Genomic DNA, 18,133 nt, shown 5'->3' on the forward strand with positions numbered 1-18,133 from the left:
CCTCGTATGTCGCCTATATCAGCGGCAGATGAAGAAACGCCGAAACAGGCTCAGCGCACCCAGCCCCAGAACATGAGCCACCACGCGCTGTCCACCACGGCGAGCGCGAGCGCGAAGCCCGCGAGCGCAAGCGCGCGCTGCCAGAACCGCGTGCTGTAGCGCCCCGTCACGCGCCAGGCGAGCCACGCGCTCCAGAGGTTCGTGATGACGAGAATCGCAATGCGCACTTCGGCGGCCCAGTCGAGCGGCACATGCTCCGCGCGCAGCAGCGAGAGCGTCGTGGCCGACAGGCCGAGGAACACACCCGCCCCCGCCAGCGGGATCAGCGACTGCGCGAAGTGATGCAGACGCCGCATCTCGAAACGCCCGAGCACGGCAGCCGAGCCCGCAAGGATCGCGAGCAGCACCGTGCCATAGACGAGCCCCGTCGCGACGATATAGCCGACGATCATCGCGCCGTCGAGCCACGAGAACACGTCGTTCTGCGCCGGGTAATGCGTGAGCAGGAACCACGGCGCGTTGGTGTCGAGCGGCCAGGTGATGTCGCGGTCGATGAGCCAGCCCGCGAGCCACTGCTTGATGCCGATGAACCACGGCGAGCCGGTCCAGTGGAACGCGCCGATCGCCACGCCGAGCAGGCCGTAGAGAATCAGCGCCGTGTCCCACGCGCTGGCCTGGCTGTCGCCGAGTTCGACCACTTCTTCCGCCGGCGAGCGCCACGAAAGCGCGATGGCGTCGCGGTGACCGCTGCAGCGCCCGCACATGTGGCACTGCGCCGCGCCCTTCATGTTGCGCAGCGGCACGAGCGGCGCGCAATTCACGGGAATCACGCGATGCCCGCCGTGCTCGCCGTGCGTGTAGGAGTTGCGCCAGGCGTCTTCGTCGACCTTGTAGCGAAACGGCGCGAGACGCGCCAAAAGCGCAAAAACCCCGTTCACGGGGCAGAGATATTTGCACCAGACGCGCTTCTCGCGCCCGTACAGAAAGCCGATCACCATCGCGCCGAGCGTCGATCCGCCCAGCACCAGCAACACCGCCTTGGGGTACTGGTAGACGCTCACCATCTGTCCGTAGATCGTGGTGAGCCCGAAGGCCACGAAAGGCCAGCCGCCCCAGCGCATCCAGTGCGGAATGGCACGGCCGCGGCCGAACTTGCTGGCGAACTCGGTGAGCGCCCCTTCGGGGCAGAGCACGCCGCACCACACGCGGCCGAGCATCACCATCGAGAGCAGCACGAACGGCCACCAGATGCCCCAGAACACGAACTGCGCAGCGAGCGTGAGGTTGTTCCACAGATGCGCCGTGTCGCCGGGCAGCGGCATCGCCGCCGGCACGAGAATCAGGAACGCGTAGACAGCGACCACGACCCACTGCACGGCGCGGATCGCCGCGCCGTTACGTTGCATCCACTGGCCCGCCTGGGCGAGCTTGCCTGGGCGACCCGTTGCCTGCGTCGGGCGAGCGGATGCACAACTCATGCTGCCTTCCTCTTCGCAACCGCGCCCGCGCGGCCGGTGGCGCGCCGCACGAGGAACCACACCACGAGCCAGTACACGGCATAGGCGATCAGGTTCATGAGCGCCGGATGCGCGCGGTAGCCCGTGAGCGTCGCGACGAGCGAGCCGAAGGTGCTCGAGTCGTCGAGGATCGCCGAGGAGTTCCACACCTGGTCGACGATGGTCGGCAGGATTTCCTTGTCGATCAGCTTGTCCACGCCGGTCTGGAACAGACCCGCGCCGAGGAACAGCAGCATGATCTCCGTGATGCGGAAGAAGTGCCGCCACGAGAAGATCTTGCCGCCCAGCTGCAGCAGATAGAACGTGAGGAACGCAAGCGCGAGACCGATCAGCACCGCGAAATACTGACTCGCGTCGACATGACCCGACTGACCGAAGCCGAGGCCGTAGAGAAAGATCACCGTCTCGCTGCCCTCACGCGCGATGGCAAGCGCAACGAGAATCGTCACGCCCCACCAGTTCGCGTCCTGCGTGCTCTTTTCCAGCGACTCTTCCATCTCGCGTTTGAGCGTGCGGCCATGCTGCTTCATCCACAGCACCATCTGCACGATCAGCACGCACGCCACCAGCACCATGCCGGTCTGGAAGTAGTCCTGCGCATCGCCCGACAGCACTTCGGTAAAACCGACCAGCGCCGCGCCGAGGCCGATGGCGGCAAGAATACCGAGCGCCACGCCGCCCCACAGGTACGGCACGCCGCGCCGCGCATCCGCGTCGCCGTTTTTCAGCCACGCATAAAGAATCCCGACGACGAGCAGCGCCTCGACGCTCTCCCGCCATACGATGAACATCACCTGACCCATTCAACACCTCCTGCTACCGGCGATACACGCCAGCGGCCTCACTTCTCAATGCTCATTTGGCGACAATCACGCCTTGCGCCTGCTGATGGAAATCGTCGAAAAACTTGTACTCGCCCGGATCGAGCGGCGCGATCACGACGAACGAGTCCGCGCCCGGCGCCAGGACCTTTTCCTTGCGCAGCTGAACGCTCTCGAACTCCGCCGCGCCCTTGCCCGTATTGCGCACCTCGATCTTGATGCGCTTGCCCGCCGGCACTTCGATACGCGCGGGGTTGAGCTTGCCGTCCGCCATTTCGAGCTTGAACGTGGGCAGATCTTCGGCATGCGCCATCGTGGCCACGCCCGCCAGCGACACCGCAAAAGACGCGCTCGCCGCGAGCGCCGCAAACTTCCGCATTCCAGTCATTGGTATTACCTGCTCCTTGCTGCTATTCATGCGGCGACGCTGCACGAGATGCGCGCCGCCGCTCGAGCTGCCTCGCGACGGCTTAGTAGCCGCCCTTCTTGCCGATGCCCGCGAACGGGAAATCGTATTCCAGCGTGATCGGCTTGAACCACGGACCCACGCCCGTTTCCTTGTCGACGTGACGGCCGAACGCCATGTGGCCCGTCTGCATCGGCGCGTCCACGATCAGCTTGAGGTGGTACTTGCCGGGACCGGCGAGCTTCACGTTGTCACCGTAGTGCGGGCCGTCGTTCGCGACCATCGGCATCAGGTCGCCCTTTTGCACATAGCTCGAACCCGGCTTCGTGAGTTCGTAGTGAACTTGCAGATACGGCATCCAGTCGCCTTCGGCGAAGCCGGTCGGGTTGTTCTTGACCGCGTGAATGTCCGATTCGAGGTGAATATCGGAATCCGACGCCTTGCGCATCATGCCTTCCGGCTCCATCGTGATCGGCTGCAGATAGACCGCGCCGATTTCCATGCCGCCCTGGATGGCTTGCTTGCCGATCGGGTATTCAGCCGCATTGGCAGCAAATGCCGCCGTGGCGGCCGCGATGACGGCAGTGCCGCGCAAGAGAGTGTGAATCCGCATCGAAACTCCTGGTTTTTATATGAGGGTTACATCCCACTGAGCCTGCCGCATGCACATAAGAAAGTTAATGCGAACAATTCTCAATAATGCCGAAGTTTAACACCGATGCAGATGAGGGACAAATTCAGCGCCACCAAAAGCCTCAGTGGAACAGGGTTTTAGCAGCGCTTAGTTAACACAGGCTTAGGACGCGTTTCCGGCATGGTTCCGCAGCCGCGAAGCAGGAGTGGTATCGAAGCAATCCTGGGCGCAGAGCGGCGTGCATGCCGCCCTGCGCTCCCGAGCGGACAGCCCGCTCGAAGCCCGTCAGATCGGATGGTCGCCCACGTTCGCCCCGAACACACGCTGGCGCAGCACGGCGAGCTGGTCACGCGCCTGTGCGGCCTTCTCGAATTCGAGGTTTTTCGCGTAGTCCATCATCTGCTTTTCGAGCTTCTTGATTTCCTTCGCGATCTGCTTCTCGGACATATCCTCGAACTTCGCGCGCTCCTGCTCCTCGCGCAGCTCGGCGCGGGCTTCATCGACGTTGTAGACGCCGTCGATGATGTCCTTGATGCGCTTCACGACGCCGCGCGGCACGATGCCGTTCTCTTCGTTGAACAGCATCTGCTTGGCGCGGCGGCGCTCGGTTTCGTCGATGGCACGGCGCATCGAGTCGGTGATGCGGTCGCCGTAGAGGATCGCCTTGCCGTTCACGTTACGCGCGGCGCGGCCGATCGTCTGGATAAGCGAGCGCTCGGCGCGCAGGAAGCCTTCCTTGTCGGCGTCGAGAATCGCCACGAGCGAGACCTCGGGAATGTCGAGGCCCTCGCGCAGCAGGTTGATGCCCACGAGCACATCGAACGTGCCCAGACGCAGGTCGCGGATGATCTCCACGCGCTCGACCGTGTCGATGTCGCTGTGCAGATAACGCACCTTCACGCCGTGGTCGGCCAGGAACTCCGTGAGCTGCTCGGCCATGCGTTTGGTGAGCGTGGTCACCAGCACGCGCTCGCCCACCGCCACGCGCTCGTTGATCTCGCCGAGCACGTCGTCCACCTGCGTGGAAGCCGGGCGCACCTCGATCGTCGGGTCGACGAGGCCCGTTGGCCGCACCACCTGCTCGGCGATCTGGCCGGTGACCTTCTTCTCGTAGTCGGCGGGCGTGGCGGAGACGAACACCACCTGGCGCATCTTGCGCTCGAACTCGTTGAACTTCAGCGGCCGGTTATCGAGCGCCGAAGGCAGCCGGAAGCCGTAATCGACGAGATTTTCCTTACGCGCGCGGTCACCGTTGTACATACCGTTGAACTGGCCGATCAGCACGTGCGACTCGTCGAGGAACATCATGGCGTCGGTCGGCAGGTAATCGACGAGCGTGGGCGGCGGCTCACCGGGCAGCGCGCCCGAAAAGTGCCGCGAGTAGTTCTCGATGCCCTTGCAGAAGCCCAGCTCCTGAAGCATTTCCAGGTCGAAGCGCGTGCGCTGTTCAAGGCGCTGCGCCTCCACGAGCTTGCCTTCCGTGTGGAAGAACTCCAGCCGGTCGCGCAGTTCCGTCTTGATCGTTTCGACGGCGCGCAAAACGGTCTCGCGCGGCGTCACATAGTGCGACGACGGATACACCGTGAAGCGCGGAATCTTCTGGCGCACACGGCCCGTGAGCGGATCGAAAAGCTGCAGCGTCTCCACTTCGTCGTCGAACAGTTCCACGCGCACGGCCATTTCGGCGTGCTCGGCCGGAAAAATGTCGATGGTGTCGCCGCGCACGCGGAAGGTGCCGCGCTGGAAGTCCTGCTCGTTGCGCGTGTACTGCATGGCGATCAGGCGCGCGATAACGTCACGCTGGCCGAGCTTGTCGCCGTGGCGCAGCGTCAGAATCATCTGGTGGTACTCGGACGGATTGCCGATACCGTAAATCGCCGAGACGGTTGCGACGATCACCACGTCGCGCCGCTCCATCAGGCTCTTGGTGGCCGACAGCCGCATCTGCTCGATGTGCTCGTTGATCGACGAATCCTTCTCGATGAAGAGATCGCGCTGCGGCACATAGGCTTCCGGCTGGTAGTAGTCGTAGTACGAGACGAAGTACTCGACGGCGTTGCGCGGAAAGAACTCGCGGAATTCGGCGTAGAGCTGTGCGGCGAGCGTCTTGTTCGGCGCGAACACGATGGCCGGACGGCCGAGGCGCGCGATGGTGTTCGCCATCGTGTAGGTCTTGCCCGAGCCCGTCACGCCGAGCAGCGTCTGGAACGAGAGGCCGTCTTCCACGCCTTCCACGAGCGTTTCGATGGCCGTAGGCTGGTCGCCGGCCGGCGGGTACGGCTGGTAAAGCTGAAACGGCGAGCCTTCGTACTGGATGAATTTCGACTCGTCGAGCGCGGGTGCGTCGGCGACGGGGTGGTCGGACATGGGGGGCATCCTGTGCGCGGAGCAAACAACTATTTTAGCGTCTCGCCGGATCTTGCCGGGGGGCGAGCCTGGGAGGGTCTGGGTGGACCTGGGCGGTCTGAACGCTAGATGGGGTGCGGCGGGCGGCACTGCAAGGGCCACCGGCGGCGGCGAGCGTCAACAGGCGGCAAGAGCGAAGCGGCCGTGCGGCAGAAATCGCCCAATCGTGCCGGAAATAGCCCTGAAAGCGGCGCAGGGAATGGCAAATCCGCGGAAATCCGGCTTGAGGATTCGTTACAATAGCGAGTTCCGTGGCCGGTGCAGCATGTGGCCCAACCGATCTTCCTTCACTTTTGCCGAACGATCATGTCCCTCTTTTCCGCTGTCGAACTCGCCCCCCGCGACCCGATCCTGGGTCTGAACGAAGCCTATAACGCCGATGCGCGCGCGACCAAGGTGAACCTCGGCGTGGGCGTGTACACCAATGAGGAAGGCAAGATTCCGCTGCTGCGCGCAGTGCGCGAAGCAGAAAAGGCCCGCGTGGAAGCCGGCCTGCCGCGCGGCTATCTGCCGATCGAAGGTCTGGCTGCCTACGACGCCGCGGTGCAAAAGCTGCTGCTCGGCGACGACTCGCCGCTGATCGCCGCGGGCCGTGTCGTGACGGCGCAAGCACTCGGCGGCACGGGTGCGCTCAAGATCGGCGCGGACTTCCTCAAGCGCGTGAACCCGAACAGCAAGGTCGCGATCAGCGACCCGAGCTGGGAAAACCATCGCGCCCTCTTCGAAAGCGCAGGCTTCGAAGTCGTCGCGTACCCGTACTACGACGCGCAGACCAACGGCGTGAACTTCGAAGGCATGCTGAGCGCGCTGAACGGCTACGCCGCCGGCACCGTCATCGTGCTGCACGCGTGCTGCCACAACCCGACCGGCGTGGACCTCACGATCGACCAGTGGAAGCAGGTCATCGAAGCCGTCAAGGCGCGCGGCCTGGTGCCGTTCCTCGACATCGCCTATCAAGGCTTCGGCGACGGCATCGCGGAAGACGGCGAAGTCGTGCGCCTCTTCGCCGCTTCGGAACTCAACGTGTTCGTCTCGTCGTCGTTCTCGAAGTCGTTCTCGCTGTACGGCGAGCGCGTGGGCGCGCTGTCGATCCTCACGAGCAGCAAGGAAGAGTCGGCGCGCGTGCTCTCGCAACTCAAGCGCGTGATCCGCACGAACTACTCGAACCCGCCGACGCACGGCGGCTCGGTGGTCGCAGCCGTGCTCGGCTCGGCCGACCTGCGCACGATGTGGGAAGCGGAACTCGGCGAAATGCGCAATCGCATCCGCGCGATGCGCACGGGCCTCGTCGAGCGCCTCACGGCCGCCGGCGTGGACCGCGACTTCAACTTCATCAACGTGCAGCGCGGCATGTTCTCGTACTCGGGCCTGACCGCTGCCCAGGTCGACCGCCTGCGCGAAGAATTCGGCATCTATGCCGTGAGCACGGGCCGCATCTGCGTGGCTGCGCTGAACTCGCGCAACCTCGACGTCGTGGCGAGCGCAGTCGCACAAGTGCTGAAGTAAGTTCGTTCGTCAGCAAGACAGGCCGCTGCGAAGCGGCTTGCTGGCGCGACAAAAAAGGCGTCCGTTCTTTCGAACGGACGCCTTTTTCTTTGGCGAGGATTGCGGAAAACCTCCCGGCACGTATCAGCCGCCGTGGCCTCGCGAATCGCGATGGATATCGTGCGTGACGAAGCCCGAGTCGTTGTCCGGCTTCTCGAGCCAGCCCGGCTGCGCAAGCGAGGCGCGGATGTCCTGCAATCCGCTGGCCCAATGCTCGTGCATGGTCGAGAGGCCGAACTGGTAGTCCTTGAAGTGGCCCTCGTATTCCTTCTGCCGGTAGATGAGGTGGATCACGTTGTACTTCTTCGAGCACGAAAGCTCGTCCGCCAGCGCGACCCACGGGTCGTTGCGATGCTCAGGCGCGACGCGGTCGAGAACCTCGCGCAGCACATGCCGGTAACGCTGCGAGCGCTGCAGGATATCGGTCACGAGGCGCGTGCGGCTCGAGTACTGAATGTCCTTCACGCGGCCCTGCACGTCGATGAGGTTGTCGGGAACCGGCCCGCGCGCGCTCCAGAGATCGACCTGGAACGCGAGCGTGTCGCGCCGCGGCGTGGTCTGGATCACCTCGTAGAGCGGCGTGTTCGACATCAGACCGCCGTCCCAGTAGTACTCGCCGTCGATCTCCACCGCCGCGAAGCCGGGCGGCAGCGCGCCCGAGGCGATGAAATGCTCGGGACGCAGCGTCGTGGTCTTGTTGTCGAAATAGACGAAGTTGCCGCTGCCCACGTTGACCGCGCCCACTGACACGCGCGTTTCACCCGAGTTGATGCGCTCGAAGTCGCACAAGCGCTCCAGTGTGGCCTTGAGCGGCTTCGTGTCGTAATAGCTCGCCGTTTCGGGCGAACCCGATCCGTTGGGCAGCGGCGGCGGAAAGCGCGGCACGAAAAAGCCCTTCTGCCCTTCCACGATCGCGCCTGCCGCCTGCATGGCCGTGAAGGTCTTGCGCACGGCGGCGTTCGAATTGAAGAGCGCGTGCTCGACGAAGGACGGCAACGGGAAGCTGAAGGCAGGCTGGCAGATCGTCTCCCAGAACTCGCGCAGCCGCGCCACGCGATGTTCGGGCGCATTGCCCGCGATGATGGCCGTATTGAGCGCGCCGATCGAGATACCCGCGATCCAGTTGGGCGCGATGCCGGCCTCGACGAGCCCTTCATACACGCCCGCCTGATACGCGCCGAGCGCACCGCCCCCCTGCAGCGTGAGCGCGATGGTTTCCCACTCTTTGGCCTCCGCGCCGCACTGCGAAATGTGCGGCTGCGGTGCGTTCCCCTGCGGTGCGTTCCCGACATGCGCGCCGGTATGCGCGCCGACCTCGTCGTCGACTGCGCTCGACTGGACCTGCCCCTTCTTGCGTTGCGCCATTGCCGCGCCTCCTGCGCCCGATGTTTGCGTTATTGCATGAACCAGCCGTGGCTCACCACGAAAGACTGGCCAGTGAACGCAGCGCTCGGGAACGCCGAGAGGAACAGCACGGTTTGCGCGACATCCTCGACGGTCGTGAAAATGCCGTCCACCGTGCCGCCGAGCATCACGCGCTTGACGACTTCTTCCTCGGAGATGCCGAGTTCCTTCGCCTGCTCGGGAATCTGCTTTTCCACGAGCGGCGTGCGCACGAAGCCCGGACACACCACATGCGAGCGCACGTTGTGCTTGCCGCCTTCCTTGGCGAGCACGCGCGCAAGGCCGAGCAGCGCGTGCTTGGCCGCGACATAGGCCGACTTCAGCGGCGACGCTTCGTGCGAGTGCACCGAACCCATGTAGATCACGACGCCGCCGCGGTCGTCCTTGTACATGTGCTTGAGCACCGCCTTGGTGGTGAGGAACGCGCCGTCCACGTGGATGGCTTGCATCTTCTTCCAGTCGGAGAACGCGTAGTTCTCGATCGGGTTCACGATCTGGATGCCCGCGTTCGAGATGAGGATGTCGACCGGGCCGAGTTCGGAGCCAACACGGTCGATGCCCTGATTCACGGCATCTTCATTGGTGACGTCCATGGCGACGCCGATGGCCTTGCCGCCTGCACCCTTGATCTCTTCGGCTACGGCGTCCGCGCCGCTCTGGTTCAGGTCGGCGATGGCAACCGCGGCACCCGCTTGTGCGAGCGTGAGGGCGATCTGCTTGCCAATGCCGCTGGCCGCGCCGGTAACGACTGCAACCTTGCCATCGAGCTTCGTGTTCAGAGAGAGAGACGACATCGGGCACCTCCAGTTGAGTGAACGGGACAGGATGAAACCTCGGAGCGCGCGCCGTCAAACCTGACGAATGGCTTATGCCATCCGGCCGGATGTTGCGTCGCGGCCAACCAGGCTATTGTGCATGAAGGCGCCTCGTCGAAGCATCGAGCACGACAGGCAAAAGAGATTTTCGCCGCACTGCAAGGCGCGGCGCGTGGCGCAAGCCCTTTCAGCAGCAACGGCCAAGTCGTGCTAGCTTTATCGGCTCACAAGGAGGCGTTCATGAACTATCGGCGACTGGGCCGCTCAGGCCTGCAGGTAAGCGAACTGTCCATCGGCTCGTGGGTCACCTACGGCAACCAGGTCGACGCCAGGCTCGCGCGCGAATCGCTCGCAGCGGCGCGCGACGCGGGCATCAACTTCTTCGACAACGCCGAGGCCTACGCCGGCGGCAAGTCCGAAGAGCTCATGGGCCAGGCGCTCAAAGAGCTCGCATGGCCGCGCGTGAGCTATGTGGTCTCGACCAAGTTCTACTGGGGCTTGAACGAAGCGCCCAACCAGTACCACACGCTCAACCGCAAGTACCTCATGGACGCCATCGACGGCTCGCTCAAGCGGCTGCAACTCGAGTACGTCGATCTCGTGTTCTGCCACCGCCCCGACCCGAATACGCCGGTCGAAGAAACCGTCTGGGCGATGAGCGACATGATCACGCGCGGCAAGGCGCTCTACTGGGGCACCTCGGAGTGGAGCGCCGACGAAATCCGCGCCGCGTGGGAAATCGCGGAACGCCATCACCTGCACAAGCCGGTCATGGAGCAGCCCCAATACAACCTGTTCCACCGCACGCGCGTGGAAGACGAATACCGCCGGCTCTACGAGGACATCGGCCTCGGCCTCACCACGTGGAGCCCGCTCGCCTCGGGTCTGCTCACCGGCAAGTATCGCGGCGGCGTGCCGTCGGGCAGCCGCGCGGAACTGCAGGGCTACGACTGGCTGCGCAAGAACGTCACCGACCCCGACAAGAACGAGATCGTCGGCAAACTCGCCGAGTTCGCGAAACAACTCGACTGTTCGGTGGGGCAGCTGGCGCTCGCGTGGATCCTGAAGAATCCGCGCGTGAGCACGGTCATCACCGGGGCCTCGCGCATCGAGCAGATCGGCGAAAACATGAAGGCGCGCGACGTAGCGGAAAAGATCACGCCCGACATCAAGGCGCAGATCGAAGCGATCGTCGGCGACGCTTACGACTGACGTAGCGCGCATGCCCGGAAGGCGCGGCGCGCCCGAAACCTTGGGGCAGGCTCACGCGCGAGCGTAGCCAGGCGGACAGCGTGCTGCGGCTCACGTATTGCGGTGGCGTACAATACGCGGCCTCGCAGGCGGCGCAGTCATCGCGCCGCCGCTGCCGTCTTCCCCGTTTTCACCGGACCTCGTGTCCCGCCCATCATGCTGAGCTACCGTCACGCCTTCCACGCCGGCAATCACGCCGACGTCCTGAAACACGCTGTCGTCGTGCAGCTGCTGCATTACCTCGGCAAGAAGGACAAGGCGTACTGGTACATCGACACCCACGCGGGCGCCGGCGCCTATGCGTTGCGCGAAGGCTACGCGACGAAGAACGCCGAGTTCGATACGGGCATCGGCAAGCTGTGGGGCCGCAACGACCTGCCTGCGGCGCTCTCGGAGTACGTCGACGAAGTGGCGGCGTTGAACCCCGACGGTGAGTTGCGCTTCTACCCCGGCTCGCCCTATCTCGCGTGGCGTCTCATGCGCGAGCAGGACCGCATGCGGCTCTTCGAATTGCACAGCACGGAAATTGACGTGCTGCGCCACCGCTTCCACGACGCGGGCCGCCGCGTGATGATCTACGCAGGCGACGGCTTCGACGGCATCAAGGCGCTCCTGCCCCCGCCGCCGCGCCGGGCGCTCGTGCTGATCGACCCGTCTTTCGAGGACAAGCGCGACTACGCGCGCACGCTGACGTGCGTCGAGGAAAGTCTCAAGCGCTTCGCGAACGGCACCTATGCGGTCTGGTATCCGCAGGTCACGCGTCCCGAATCGCAGCGCTTCCCGGAGCAGCTCAAGCGCCTGCAGAACAAGAACTGGCTGCACCTCACGTTTTCGGTGAGCAACCCGCCCGAAGACGGGTTCGGCCTTTACGGCAGCGGCATGTTCATCCTGAACCCGCCCTACACGCTCGAAGCGGCAATGAAAGAGGCGCTGCCATGGCTCGTGAAAACGCTCGGCCAGGACGCCGGAGCGCAATTCAAGATCGAGTCGCGCGGCGACTGAGCAGCACACTCAACTCCGCGCGAGCGGGCTCACTGCCCGGACGGTAGCGGCTGGGGAAGCGGCGGGTTTGGGCGATGAGGGGGGCGTGGCGGCCGCGGCGGTGTCGGCCGCCCGCCGCCCTGCTGCACTTCCACGTACGGCGCGACGACATACGGCTGCGACGAATCCGGCGCGAGACCCGCCGGTTGCGCCGTCTGAACCATCGGCTCGTGCGAGAGCGGCGCGTTTTGCAGCACCAGGCCCGGTTGGCCGTCGCTGATCCCTCTTTGTGTATCCAGAATGAGCGGCTGCCCGGCATGCGCGCCGGCGCTGGCGCACGCCATGACGATAACGATCAGGCCAGCACGGGCAACAGAAAAACGACGCAATGCGCGGCGAGGCAGCACAGGCGTGCGGTGGGAAATGCGGTCTTGCACCATGAACGGCCCCCGGAGAGAAAGCGACACCATTGCTATGACGGCTTGTCGCAAAAAGACTTTACCTTACCCCGGTGGGAAGGCTCAGACTCTGTTCCATCGGCGGTGCAGAAATGACAAAGCCCCGCCAATGCGGGGCTTGAGACACTGCTGCGCTAGCCGGACTGAAGCCCGGTCAAAGCTGGCTTACAGCGAGTTGTAGCCGTTCGTTTCGATCGAACGAAGGCGCTGCTCGAGCTGGACGATATCGGCCGACGATGCGAGATACGCTTCGCGGCGACGACGTTCAGCAGTTTCAAACCAGTTGCTCAGCTTTTCAAGAAGGAATGCAAACATGATGGTGTGCTCCAAGGATTCGGTTCGGCGATCCCCGGTGAAGTCGCATCAGGGATAACCCTCATTAGGGATAACCCGCATTATAACGGTTGCACCGAACTTTGCTAGTGAATTGCCCGAATACTGTGCATTCCATTTTGGAATGACCTTGGAACGCGAATCGGCAACATCATGTTTTATCGATACATTTTCCAGCGACTTTACAGACGCTTGGCGGCAATCACGGCAAGACGCACCAATACGGTGCACATAGCCGACGTGGTTGCGTCAATTTGCCCGCCGCGGTTGCACCTGCGTTCAGTGCGCGTGGCCGGGCTCGTGGCAGTCCGTCGTGGCGACGTCGGCAAGCCGTTCGATGATCGGGCAGTCGGGCCGGTCGTTGCCCTGACAATGCGAGGCCAGGTGGGCGAGCGTGTCGCGCATCTGGGACAGTTCGGCGATGCGCTGGTCGAGTTCGGCGACATGTTCGAGCGCGATCGACTTGACCTCGGCGCTCGCACGGGAGCGGTCGTGCCAGAGCGCCAGCAGGCGCCGGATGTCCTCTACCAGAAAGCCAAGCCGGCGCGCCTGGCGGATGAAGCGCAGCGAATGCACTTCCTCCGCGCCATAGACGCGGTAGCCGGACTCCGTACGCCCTTTGGGCGCCAGCAGCCCGACGCTTTCGTAGTACCGGATCATTTTTGCCGTGACGCCCGATTCGCGCGCCGCTTCTCCGATGTTCACGCCGTTCTCCCGCTGTCTGCTCGATCGTTTGATCAATGTTCTGATCGTACACCTTCCCACGATGGGAAGGTCCAGCGCGACATCCGGTCCCCGCTGGCATAATCCGCCGACGGCCTCATATCGAGTAGTAACAAGCCTCAATCTCTGAAAAAGGAACACACGATGATCCAGTTCAACGTCGAAGGCATGAGCTGCCAGCACTGCGTCGGCGCCGTCACGCGCGCGATCCACGAACACGACGCGCAAGCCCGGGTCGAGATCGATCTGGCCGCCGGCCGCGTGAAGGTCGAATCGAACCAGAGCGCCGAAGTCCTGAAGTCGGCGATCGACGAAGCCGGCTACACCGTCGTCGGCACGGCCAACGTCTGACGGGCCGAGCCATGTTCAAGGTTGCCGTGATCGGCGCGTCTGGCCTGCTTGGGCGCGCCGTGGTGCGCGAACTCGCCGCCGCTACCGCCTGGCAAATCGTGCCGACCGCGTTCCGTCACGGCGGACCGCAGCAGACTGTGCTCGATGTGCGCGACGCGCAGGCCGTAAGCGCGTTCGTCGAGCGCGAGGCGCCCGACGCGATCGTACTGGCCGCTGCCGAGCGCCGCCCCGACGTGTGCGAGCACGATCCGGCGGCGGCGCGCGCGCTCAATGTCGATGCGGTGCGCAGCGTCGCCGCGGCGGCGCTGCAGCGCGGCGCGTGGGTGCTCTCGATCTCCACCGATTACGTCTTCGACGGCACGCAGCCGCCCTACCGCGTCGACGACACACCGAATCCGCTCAACGCCTACGGCCACAGCAAGCTCGAAGGCGAACGGGCCCTGTTCGAAACCAGCGACAACGCACTCGTGCTGCGCCTGCCGTTGCTGTACGGGCCGATCATCGGCTGGCACGAATCGGCGGTCACGAGCCTCGTGCCGGCCATCGTCGCTTCTGGCAAGCCTGGGGCGCAGGTGGCGCCGATGGACGCGTGGGCAACCCGCTACCCCACTTTCACGCCCGACGTGGCGTTCGTGATCCGCGAACTGTTGCTGCGCTGTGCAGACGGCAATCCCGTGCGCGGGGTCGCGCAGTGGTCCGGCGACGAGCCGATGACGAAGTACGACATCGCCCAACGGATCGCGCAGGCGCTTGGCGTGGAGGCGCGTCTGCTCGCACAGCCGACGCCCACCGACGCCACGCCGCGCCCGCGCGACTGTCATCTCGATTCGAGCCGCCTCGAAACGCTGGGGATGGGCCGCCGCACGCCGTTCGACGTGGCGATTCGCGCCGTGCTCGACGCGTTCATGAGAGACGGCGAGCAGCACTGAGCAGCGCCGCAACGGCCAGTAACGACGCCGTTGCGCGGCGAGTTTCTACATAGAAACTCGCCGCGAATATCCCTCAATGAAAATTGCGGCTCTCTGTTGCGAGCCGCCCGAGCAGCCGGCTGTGGTCCTCCAGCCGGTGCGCCACGAGGTGCACGACCTCGCCCTCGCGCTGCACCACGCCCGCCACCGCCAGCAGCGAAGACCCTAGCAGTTCCTTGCGCTGCGACTCGACGAGCGACGCGTGCACGATCACGTTGACGCTGCCGGTCTCGTCCTCGAGCGATACGAAGATCGTGCCGTTCGCCGTGCCCGGCCGCTGGCGCACCGTCACGATCCCGCACACGCGCGCGAGCATGCCGTGCCGGCAATGCGCCAGCTGCTCCGCCGTGCGAAAACGCTGCTTGGTGAGGCCGTGGCGCAGCAGTTCGAGCGGATGGCGATTGAGCGTGAGACGCAGGCTCGCGTAATCGGCGACGATTTCCGCGCCCTCGGAAGCGCGCGGCAACGCAAGCGGCGCCTCGGCGACCGGCGCATCGCGCAAAAGCGCGGGCACCGCGTGCTGCGCGGTCACGGCCCACCACGCCTCGCGCCGATGGCCCGCGATGCTCTCGAGCGCGTTCGACGCCGCGAGCGCCTCCAGCTCGCGCCGCGTGAGCGCCGCGCGGCGCGCGAGATCGTCGACGTCGGTGAACGGTGCACGCTCGCGCGCTTCCATCACCCGCCGCGCGGCATCTTCGGAAAAGCCCTTGATGAGACTGAAGCCAAGGCGCACGGCAGGCCCGCCGCGTCCATAGCGCCGCGGCGCAAGCGCAATGCGCGAGCACACGACGCGCTTGAGTCCGTCCATGAACCTGTGCCGCCGGCCGCCGCGCTTGAGCGTGCCCCTGCGCGTCAGCGCGGCCGCACCCAGCAGCGCGCCATAACGCAGCACCTCGGCGTTGCGCGCACGAAGTGCCTCGCCATCGAGCCGCTCGCCGGGCACGCCACGCCGCTCCAGCACCGACGCCCAGTCGCTCAACGCGATATCGGGCGCGCGCACCTGCACGCCGTGACGCTTCGCATCCTGCACGAGCTGGGAAGGCGAATAGAAACCGAGCGGCTGACTGTTCAGCAGTCCTGCCAGAAATGCGGCGGGCTCGTAACGCTTGAGCCACGAACTCGTGTAGACGAGCAGCGCGAAACTCGCCGCATGGCTTTCCGGAAAGCCGTAGTCGCCGAAACCCTCGATCTGCTTGCAGATGCGCTCGGCGAATTCCAGCGAGTAGCCCTTCTTGAGCATGCGCTTCGTGAGATCGGCCTGATACGGCCGCAGATCTCCATCGCGCCGCCATGCGGCCATCGCGCGGCGCAGCTTGTCGGCTTCCTCGCCGGTGTAGTCCGCGGCGACCATCGCGAGATGCATCACCTGCTCCTGGAAGATCGGCACGCCGAGCGTGCGTTCGAGCACCGGGCGCAATTCTTCCTTCGCATATTCCACTGGCTCGTCGCCGTGCCGGCGCTTGAGGTACGGATGCACCATGTCGCCCTGAATCGGCCCCGGCCGCACGATCGCCACCTGGATCACGAGGTCGTAGTACGTGCGCGGCCGCAAGCGCGGCAACATGCTCTGCTGCGCGCGCGACTCGATCTGGAACACGCCGACCGTATCGGCCCTGGCGCACATGTGGTACACCGCCGGGTCCTCGACCGGAATGTCCTGCACGCGCATCTCGGCCAGCCCGCGTCTTTGCGCGACGAATTCGAGCGAGCGGCGGATCGCCGAGAGCATGCCGAGCGCGAGCACGTCCACTTTCAACAGCCGCAGCGCGTCGATATCGTCCTTGTCCCACTCGATCACGTAGCGGTCCTTCATCGCCGCGTTTTCGATCGGCACGAGGCGCGAGAGCTTGTCGCGCGCGATCACGAAACCGCCCACGTGCTGCGAGAGATGGCGCGGAAAACCGCGCAGTTCGCGCGTGAGGCGGATGAGCTGCTGCGTGACGTGCGAGTCGGGCGAGAAGCCCGCTTCCTCGAGATGGCGCGCGATCGAATCGGGGCCGTCCCACCACTGATGCGCGCCCGAGAGCTTTTCGACGAGCGCACTGTCGAGGCCGAGCGCCTTGCCAACATCGCGCAACGCGCTGCGCGAGCGATAGGTGATGAGCGTCGCGGCCAGCGCGGCGCGGCGCGTGCCGTACTTGCGGTAGATGTACTGAATGACTTCTTCGCGGCGCTGATGCTCGAAGTCGACGTCGATATCGGGCGGCTCGTTGCGCGCACGAGAGAGAAAACGCGCCACGAGCATGTTCATGCGCACGGGGTCGATCTCCGTGATCTTCAGGCAGTAGCAAACCACCGAGTTCGCCGCCGAGCCTCGCCCCTGGCACAGGATCTTCTGATCGCGCGCGAAGCGGACGATGTCGTGCACCGTGAGGAAATACTTCTCGTACTTCAGCTCGTCGATGAGCCCGAGTTCCTGTTCGATCTGATCCCGTCGCTTGTCGTTCAGGCCGTCGGGCCAGCGCTCCAGCGCGCCCTTCATCACGAGCTTGCGCAGCCACGACTGCGGCGTCTCGCCGGGCGGCACCAGTTCCTCGGGATATTCGTAGGCCAGCTCGCCGAGCGAAAACGTGCAGCGGCGCGCGACATCGAGCGTCGCGTCGAGCGCCTCGCGCGGATAAATCGCGCCAAGCCGCACGCGCGAGCGCAGATGACGTTCCGCATTCGCCTCCAGCGCGCGCCCGCACGAAGCGAGCGGCTTGCCGATACGGATCGCGCTCAGCGTATCCTGCAACGGCTTGCGCGAACGCGCGTGCATCAGCACGCCGCCCGCCGCGACGAGCGGCAGGCCGCTCTCCTGCGAGACATGGCGCAGCACTTCGATCTGCGTGTCGTCGCCGCCGGTCTGCCAGAGTTCGAGCGCGAGCCAGGCGCGCTCGGCGGCGAAGCCCGCGAGCCAGTGCGCGGCGCGCAGCGTTTGCGCGAGCGTGGCCGCGCGTTGCGGCACGAGCAGCAACACGCACTCGCGCAAGTGCTTCAGATGCTCGAAGCCCGGCTCGGGCTCGGTGAAATCGGCGGGATGCACGCGATAGCTGCCCTTTGCCGCCCGCGAGCGCGCAAGCGTGATCAGCTCGCAGAGGTTGCCGTAGCCTTCGCGTGTCGTTGCGAGCGCAACGATCGTGCAGAACGGTGCGCCATGTTCGTCGACGAGATTCAGCTCGCTGCCGATCAGCAGATGCAGCGACGGCTCGAACGGACCCAGGGCCGCGGCGGCGGTATGGCCGCCGCGTTCGCGGGCCTCGCGCACGGCTTCGTCATACGCCTTTTTGCGCGCCTCGTCGTATTCGTTGAGCGCGCTCCAGGCGCGCACGACACCCGCGAACGAGCATTCGTCGGTGATCGCGAGCGCGCGGTAGCCGTGGCGGATCGCCTGCTCGACCATCTCACCCGGGCGCGACGCGCCGTGCAGGAAGGTGAAATTGGTCAGGCAGTGCAGCTCGGCGTAGTCAGGCAGCTGCGCGGCCCACTGCGCCGGCAACTGTGGAGGCGACGACGCGCCCGTCCCGCTGATCGACATGAT

16 protein-coding genes are annotated in these 18,133 nt (G+C 65.1%); 5 read left to right on the forward strand and 11 right to left on the reverse strand.

Going from position 1 to position 18,133, the window contains the following annotated elements; all coding sequences use genetic code 11:
* Window positions 1-50: 50 nt before the first annotated feature.
* From E1N52_RS15025 to uvrB, 5 genes are all read right to left on the reverse strand, one after another.
* Window positions 51-1,478 carry a 4Fe-4S binding protein gene (locus tag E1N52_RS15025; protein ID WP_133183543.1) on the reverse strand — a complete coding sequence of 476 codons (1,428 nt, stop codon included), beginning with the start codon at window positions 1,476-1,478 and terminating at the stop codon, window positions 51-53.
* On the reverse strand, window positions 1,475-2,320 hold the full coding sequence (locus E1N52_RS15030; RefSeq protein ID WP_133183544.1) for an FTR1 family iron permease: 846 nt from the start codon (window positions 2,318-2,320) through the stop codon (window positions 1,475-1,477). Before E1N52_RS15030 ends, E1N52_RS15025 begins: the two co-directional genes overlap by 4 nt.
* 52 nt (window positions 2,321-2,372) lie before the next feature.
* Complete coding sequence (locus tag E1N52_RS15035; protein ID WP_425468067.1) at window positions 2,373-2,717, reverse strand: cupredoxin domain-containing protein; 345 nt, start codon at window positions 2,715-2,717, stop codon at window positions 2,373-2,375.
* Window positions 2,718-2,808: 91 nt separating this feature from the next.
* Window positions 2,809-3,357: an iron transporter gene (locus tag E1N52_RS15040; protein ID WP_133183546.1), complete on the reverse strand. Its 549-nt coding sequence runs from the start codon at window positions 3,355-3,357 to the stop codon at window positions 2,809-2,811.
* Window positions 3,358-3,663: 306 nt separating this feature from the next.
* The gene (gene uvrB, locus E1N52_RS15045) at window positions 3,664-5,745 is read right to left on the reverse strand and encodes an excinuclease ABC subunit UvrB (protein ID WP_133183547.1); all 2,082 of its coding nucleotides are present in this window, start codon (window positions 5,743-5,745) and stop codon (window positions 3,664-3,666) included.
* A gap of 345 nt (window positions 5,746-6,090) precedes the next feature.
* On the opposite strand from uvrB, the gene E1N52_RS15050 reads away from it, so the two are divergent.
* Entirely contained in the window at window positions 6,091-7,290 is a 1,200-nt protein-coding gene (locus tag E1N52_RS15050) for an amino acid aminotransferase (protein ID WP_133183548.1), read from the forward strand.
* A gap of 123 nt (window positions 7,291-7,413) precedes the next feature.
* On the opposite strand, the gene E1N52_RS15055 is transcribed toward E1N52_RS15050, so the two are convergent.
* Both E1N52_RS15055 and E1N52_RS15060 read right to left on the reverse strand, forming a co-directional pair.
* Window positions 7,414-8,694, reverse strand: a complete 1,281-nt coding sequence (locus E1N52_RS15055; RefSeq protein ID WP_133183549.1) for a DUF3734 domain-containing protein — start codon at window positions 8,692-8,694, stop codon at window positions 7,414-7,416.
* A 29-nt stretch (window positions 8,695-8,723) separates the two neighbouring features.
* Window positions 8,724-9,527, reverse strand: coding sequence for a 3-hydroxybutyrate dehydrogenase (locus E1N52_RS15060; protein ID WP_133183550.1), 804 nt, complete (start codon window positions 9,525-9,527; stop codon window positions 8,724-8,726).
* Window positions 9,528-9,788: 261 nt separating this feature from the next.
* Here E1N52_RS15060 and E1N52_RS15065 point away from each other — a divergent pair, with 261 nt between their 5' ends.
* Complete coding sequence (locus E1N52_RS15065; protein WP_133183551.1) at window positions 9,789-10,760, forward strand: potassium channel beta subunit family protein; 972 nt, start codon at window positions 9,789-9,791, stop codon at window positions 10,758-10,760.
* A 195-nt stretch (window positions 10,761-10,955) separates the two neighbouring features.
* Entirely contained in the window at window positions 10,956-11,801 is an 846-nt protein-coding gene (locus E1N52_RS15070) for a 23S rRNA (adenine(2030)-N(6))-methyltransferase RlmJ (protein ID WP_133183552.1), read from the forward strand.
* A gap of 29 nt (window positions 11,802-11,830) precedes the next feature.
* Here E1N52_RS15070 and E1N52_RS15075 read toward each other — a convergent pair whose 3' ends face one another.
* The 3 genes from E1N52_RS15075 to cueR all read right to left on the reverse strand — a co-directional run bounded on the left by E1N52_RS15075 (window position 11,831) and on the right by cueR (window position 13,276).
* Window positions 11,831-12,220, reverse strand: a complete 390-nt coding sequence (locus tag E1N52_RS15075; protein WP_205965617.1) for a hypothetical protein — start codon at window positions 12,218-12,220, stop codon at window positions 11,831-11,833.
* Between the two features lie 183 nt (window positions 12,221-12,403).
* Window positions 12,404-12,553 carry a DUF3563 family protein gene (locus E1N52_RS15080; protein WP_083245111.1) on the reverse strand — a complete coding sequence of 50 codons (150 nt, stop codon included), beginning with the start codon at window positions 12,551-12,553 and terminating at the stop codon, window positions 12,404-12,406.
* Between the two features lie 297 nt (window positions 12,554-12,850).
* Entirely contained in the window at window positions 12,851-13,276 is a 426-nt protein-coding gene (cueR, locus tag E1N52_RS15085; RefSeq protein WP_133183553.1) for a Cu(I)-responsive transcriptional regulator, read from the reverse strand.
* A gap of 162 nt (window positions 13,277-13,438) precedes the next feature.
* Here cueR and E1N52_RS15090 point away from each other — a divergent pair, with 162 nt between their 5' ends.
* A complete protein-coding gene (locus E1N52_RS15090; RefSeq protein ID WP_133183554.1) occupies window positions 13,439-13,645 on the forward strand; it encodes a heavy-metal-associated domain-containing protein in 207 nt (68 codons plus the stop codon).
* 11 nt (window positions 13,646-13,656) lie between these two features.
* Window positions 13,657-14,574, forward strand: coding sequence for a dTDP-4-dehydrorhamnose reductase family protein (locus tag E1N52_RS15095; protein WP_133183555.1), 918 nt, complete (start codon window positions 13,657-13,659; stop codon window positions 14,572-14,574).
* Between the two features lie 73 nt (window positions 14,575-14,647).
* Here the strand turns inward: E1N52_RS15095 and E1N52_RS15100 are convergent, their stop codons facing one another.
* A complete protein-coding gene (locus E1N52_RS15100; RefSeq protein WP_133183556.1) occupies window positions 14,648-18,130 on the reverse strand; it encodes an error-prone DNA polymerase in 3,483 nt (1,160 codons plus the stop codon).
* Between the last annotated feature and the right edge of the window lie 3 nt (window positions 18,131-18,133).

Source organism: Paraburkholderia guartelaensis (assembly GCF_004353905.1).
Classification (GTDB): Bacteria; Pseudomonadota; Gammaproteobacteria; order Burkholderiales; family Burkholderiaceae; genus Paraburkholderia; species Paraburkholderia guartelaensis.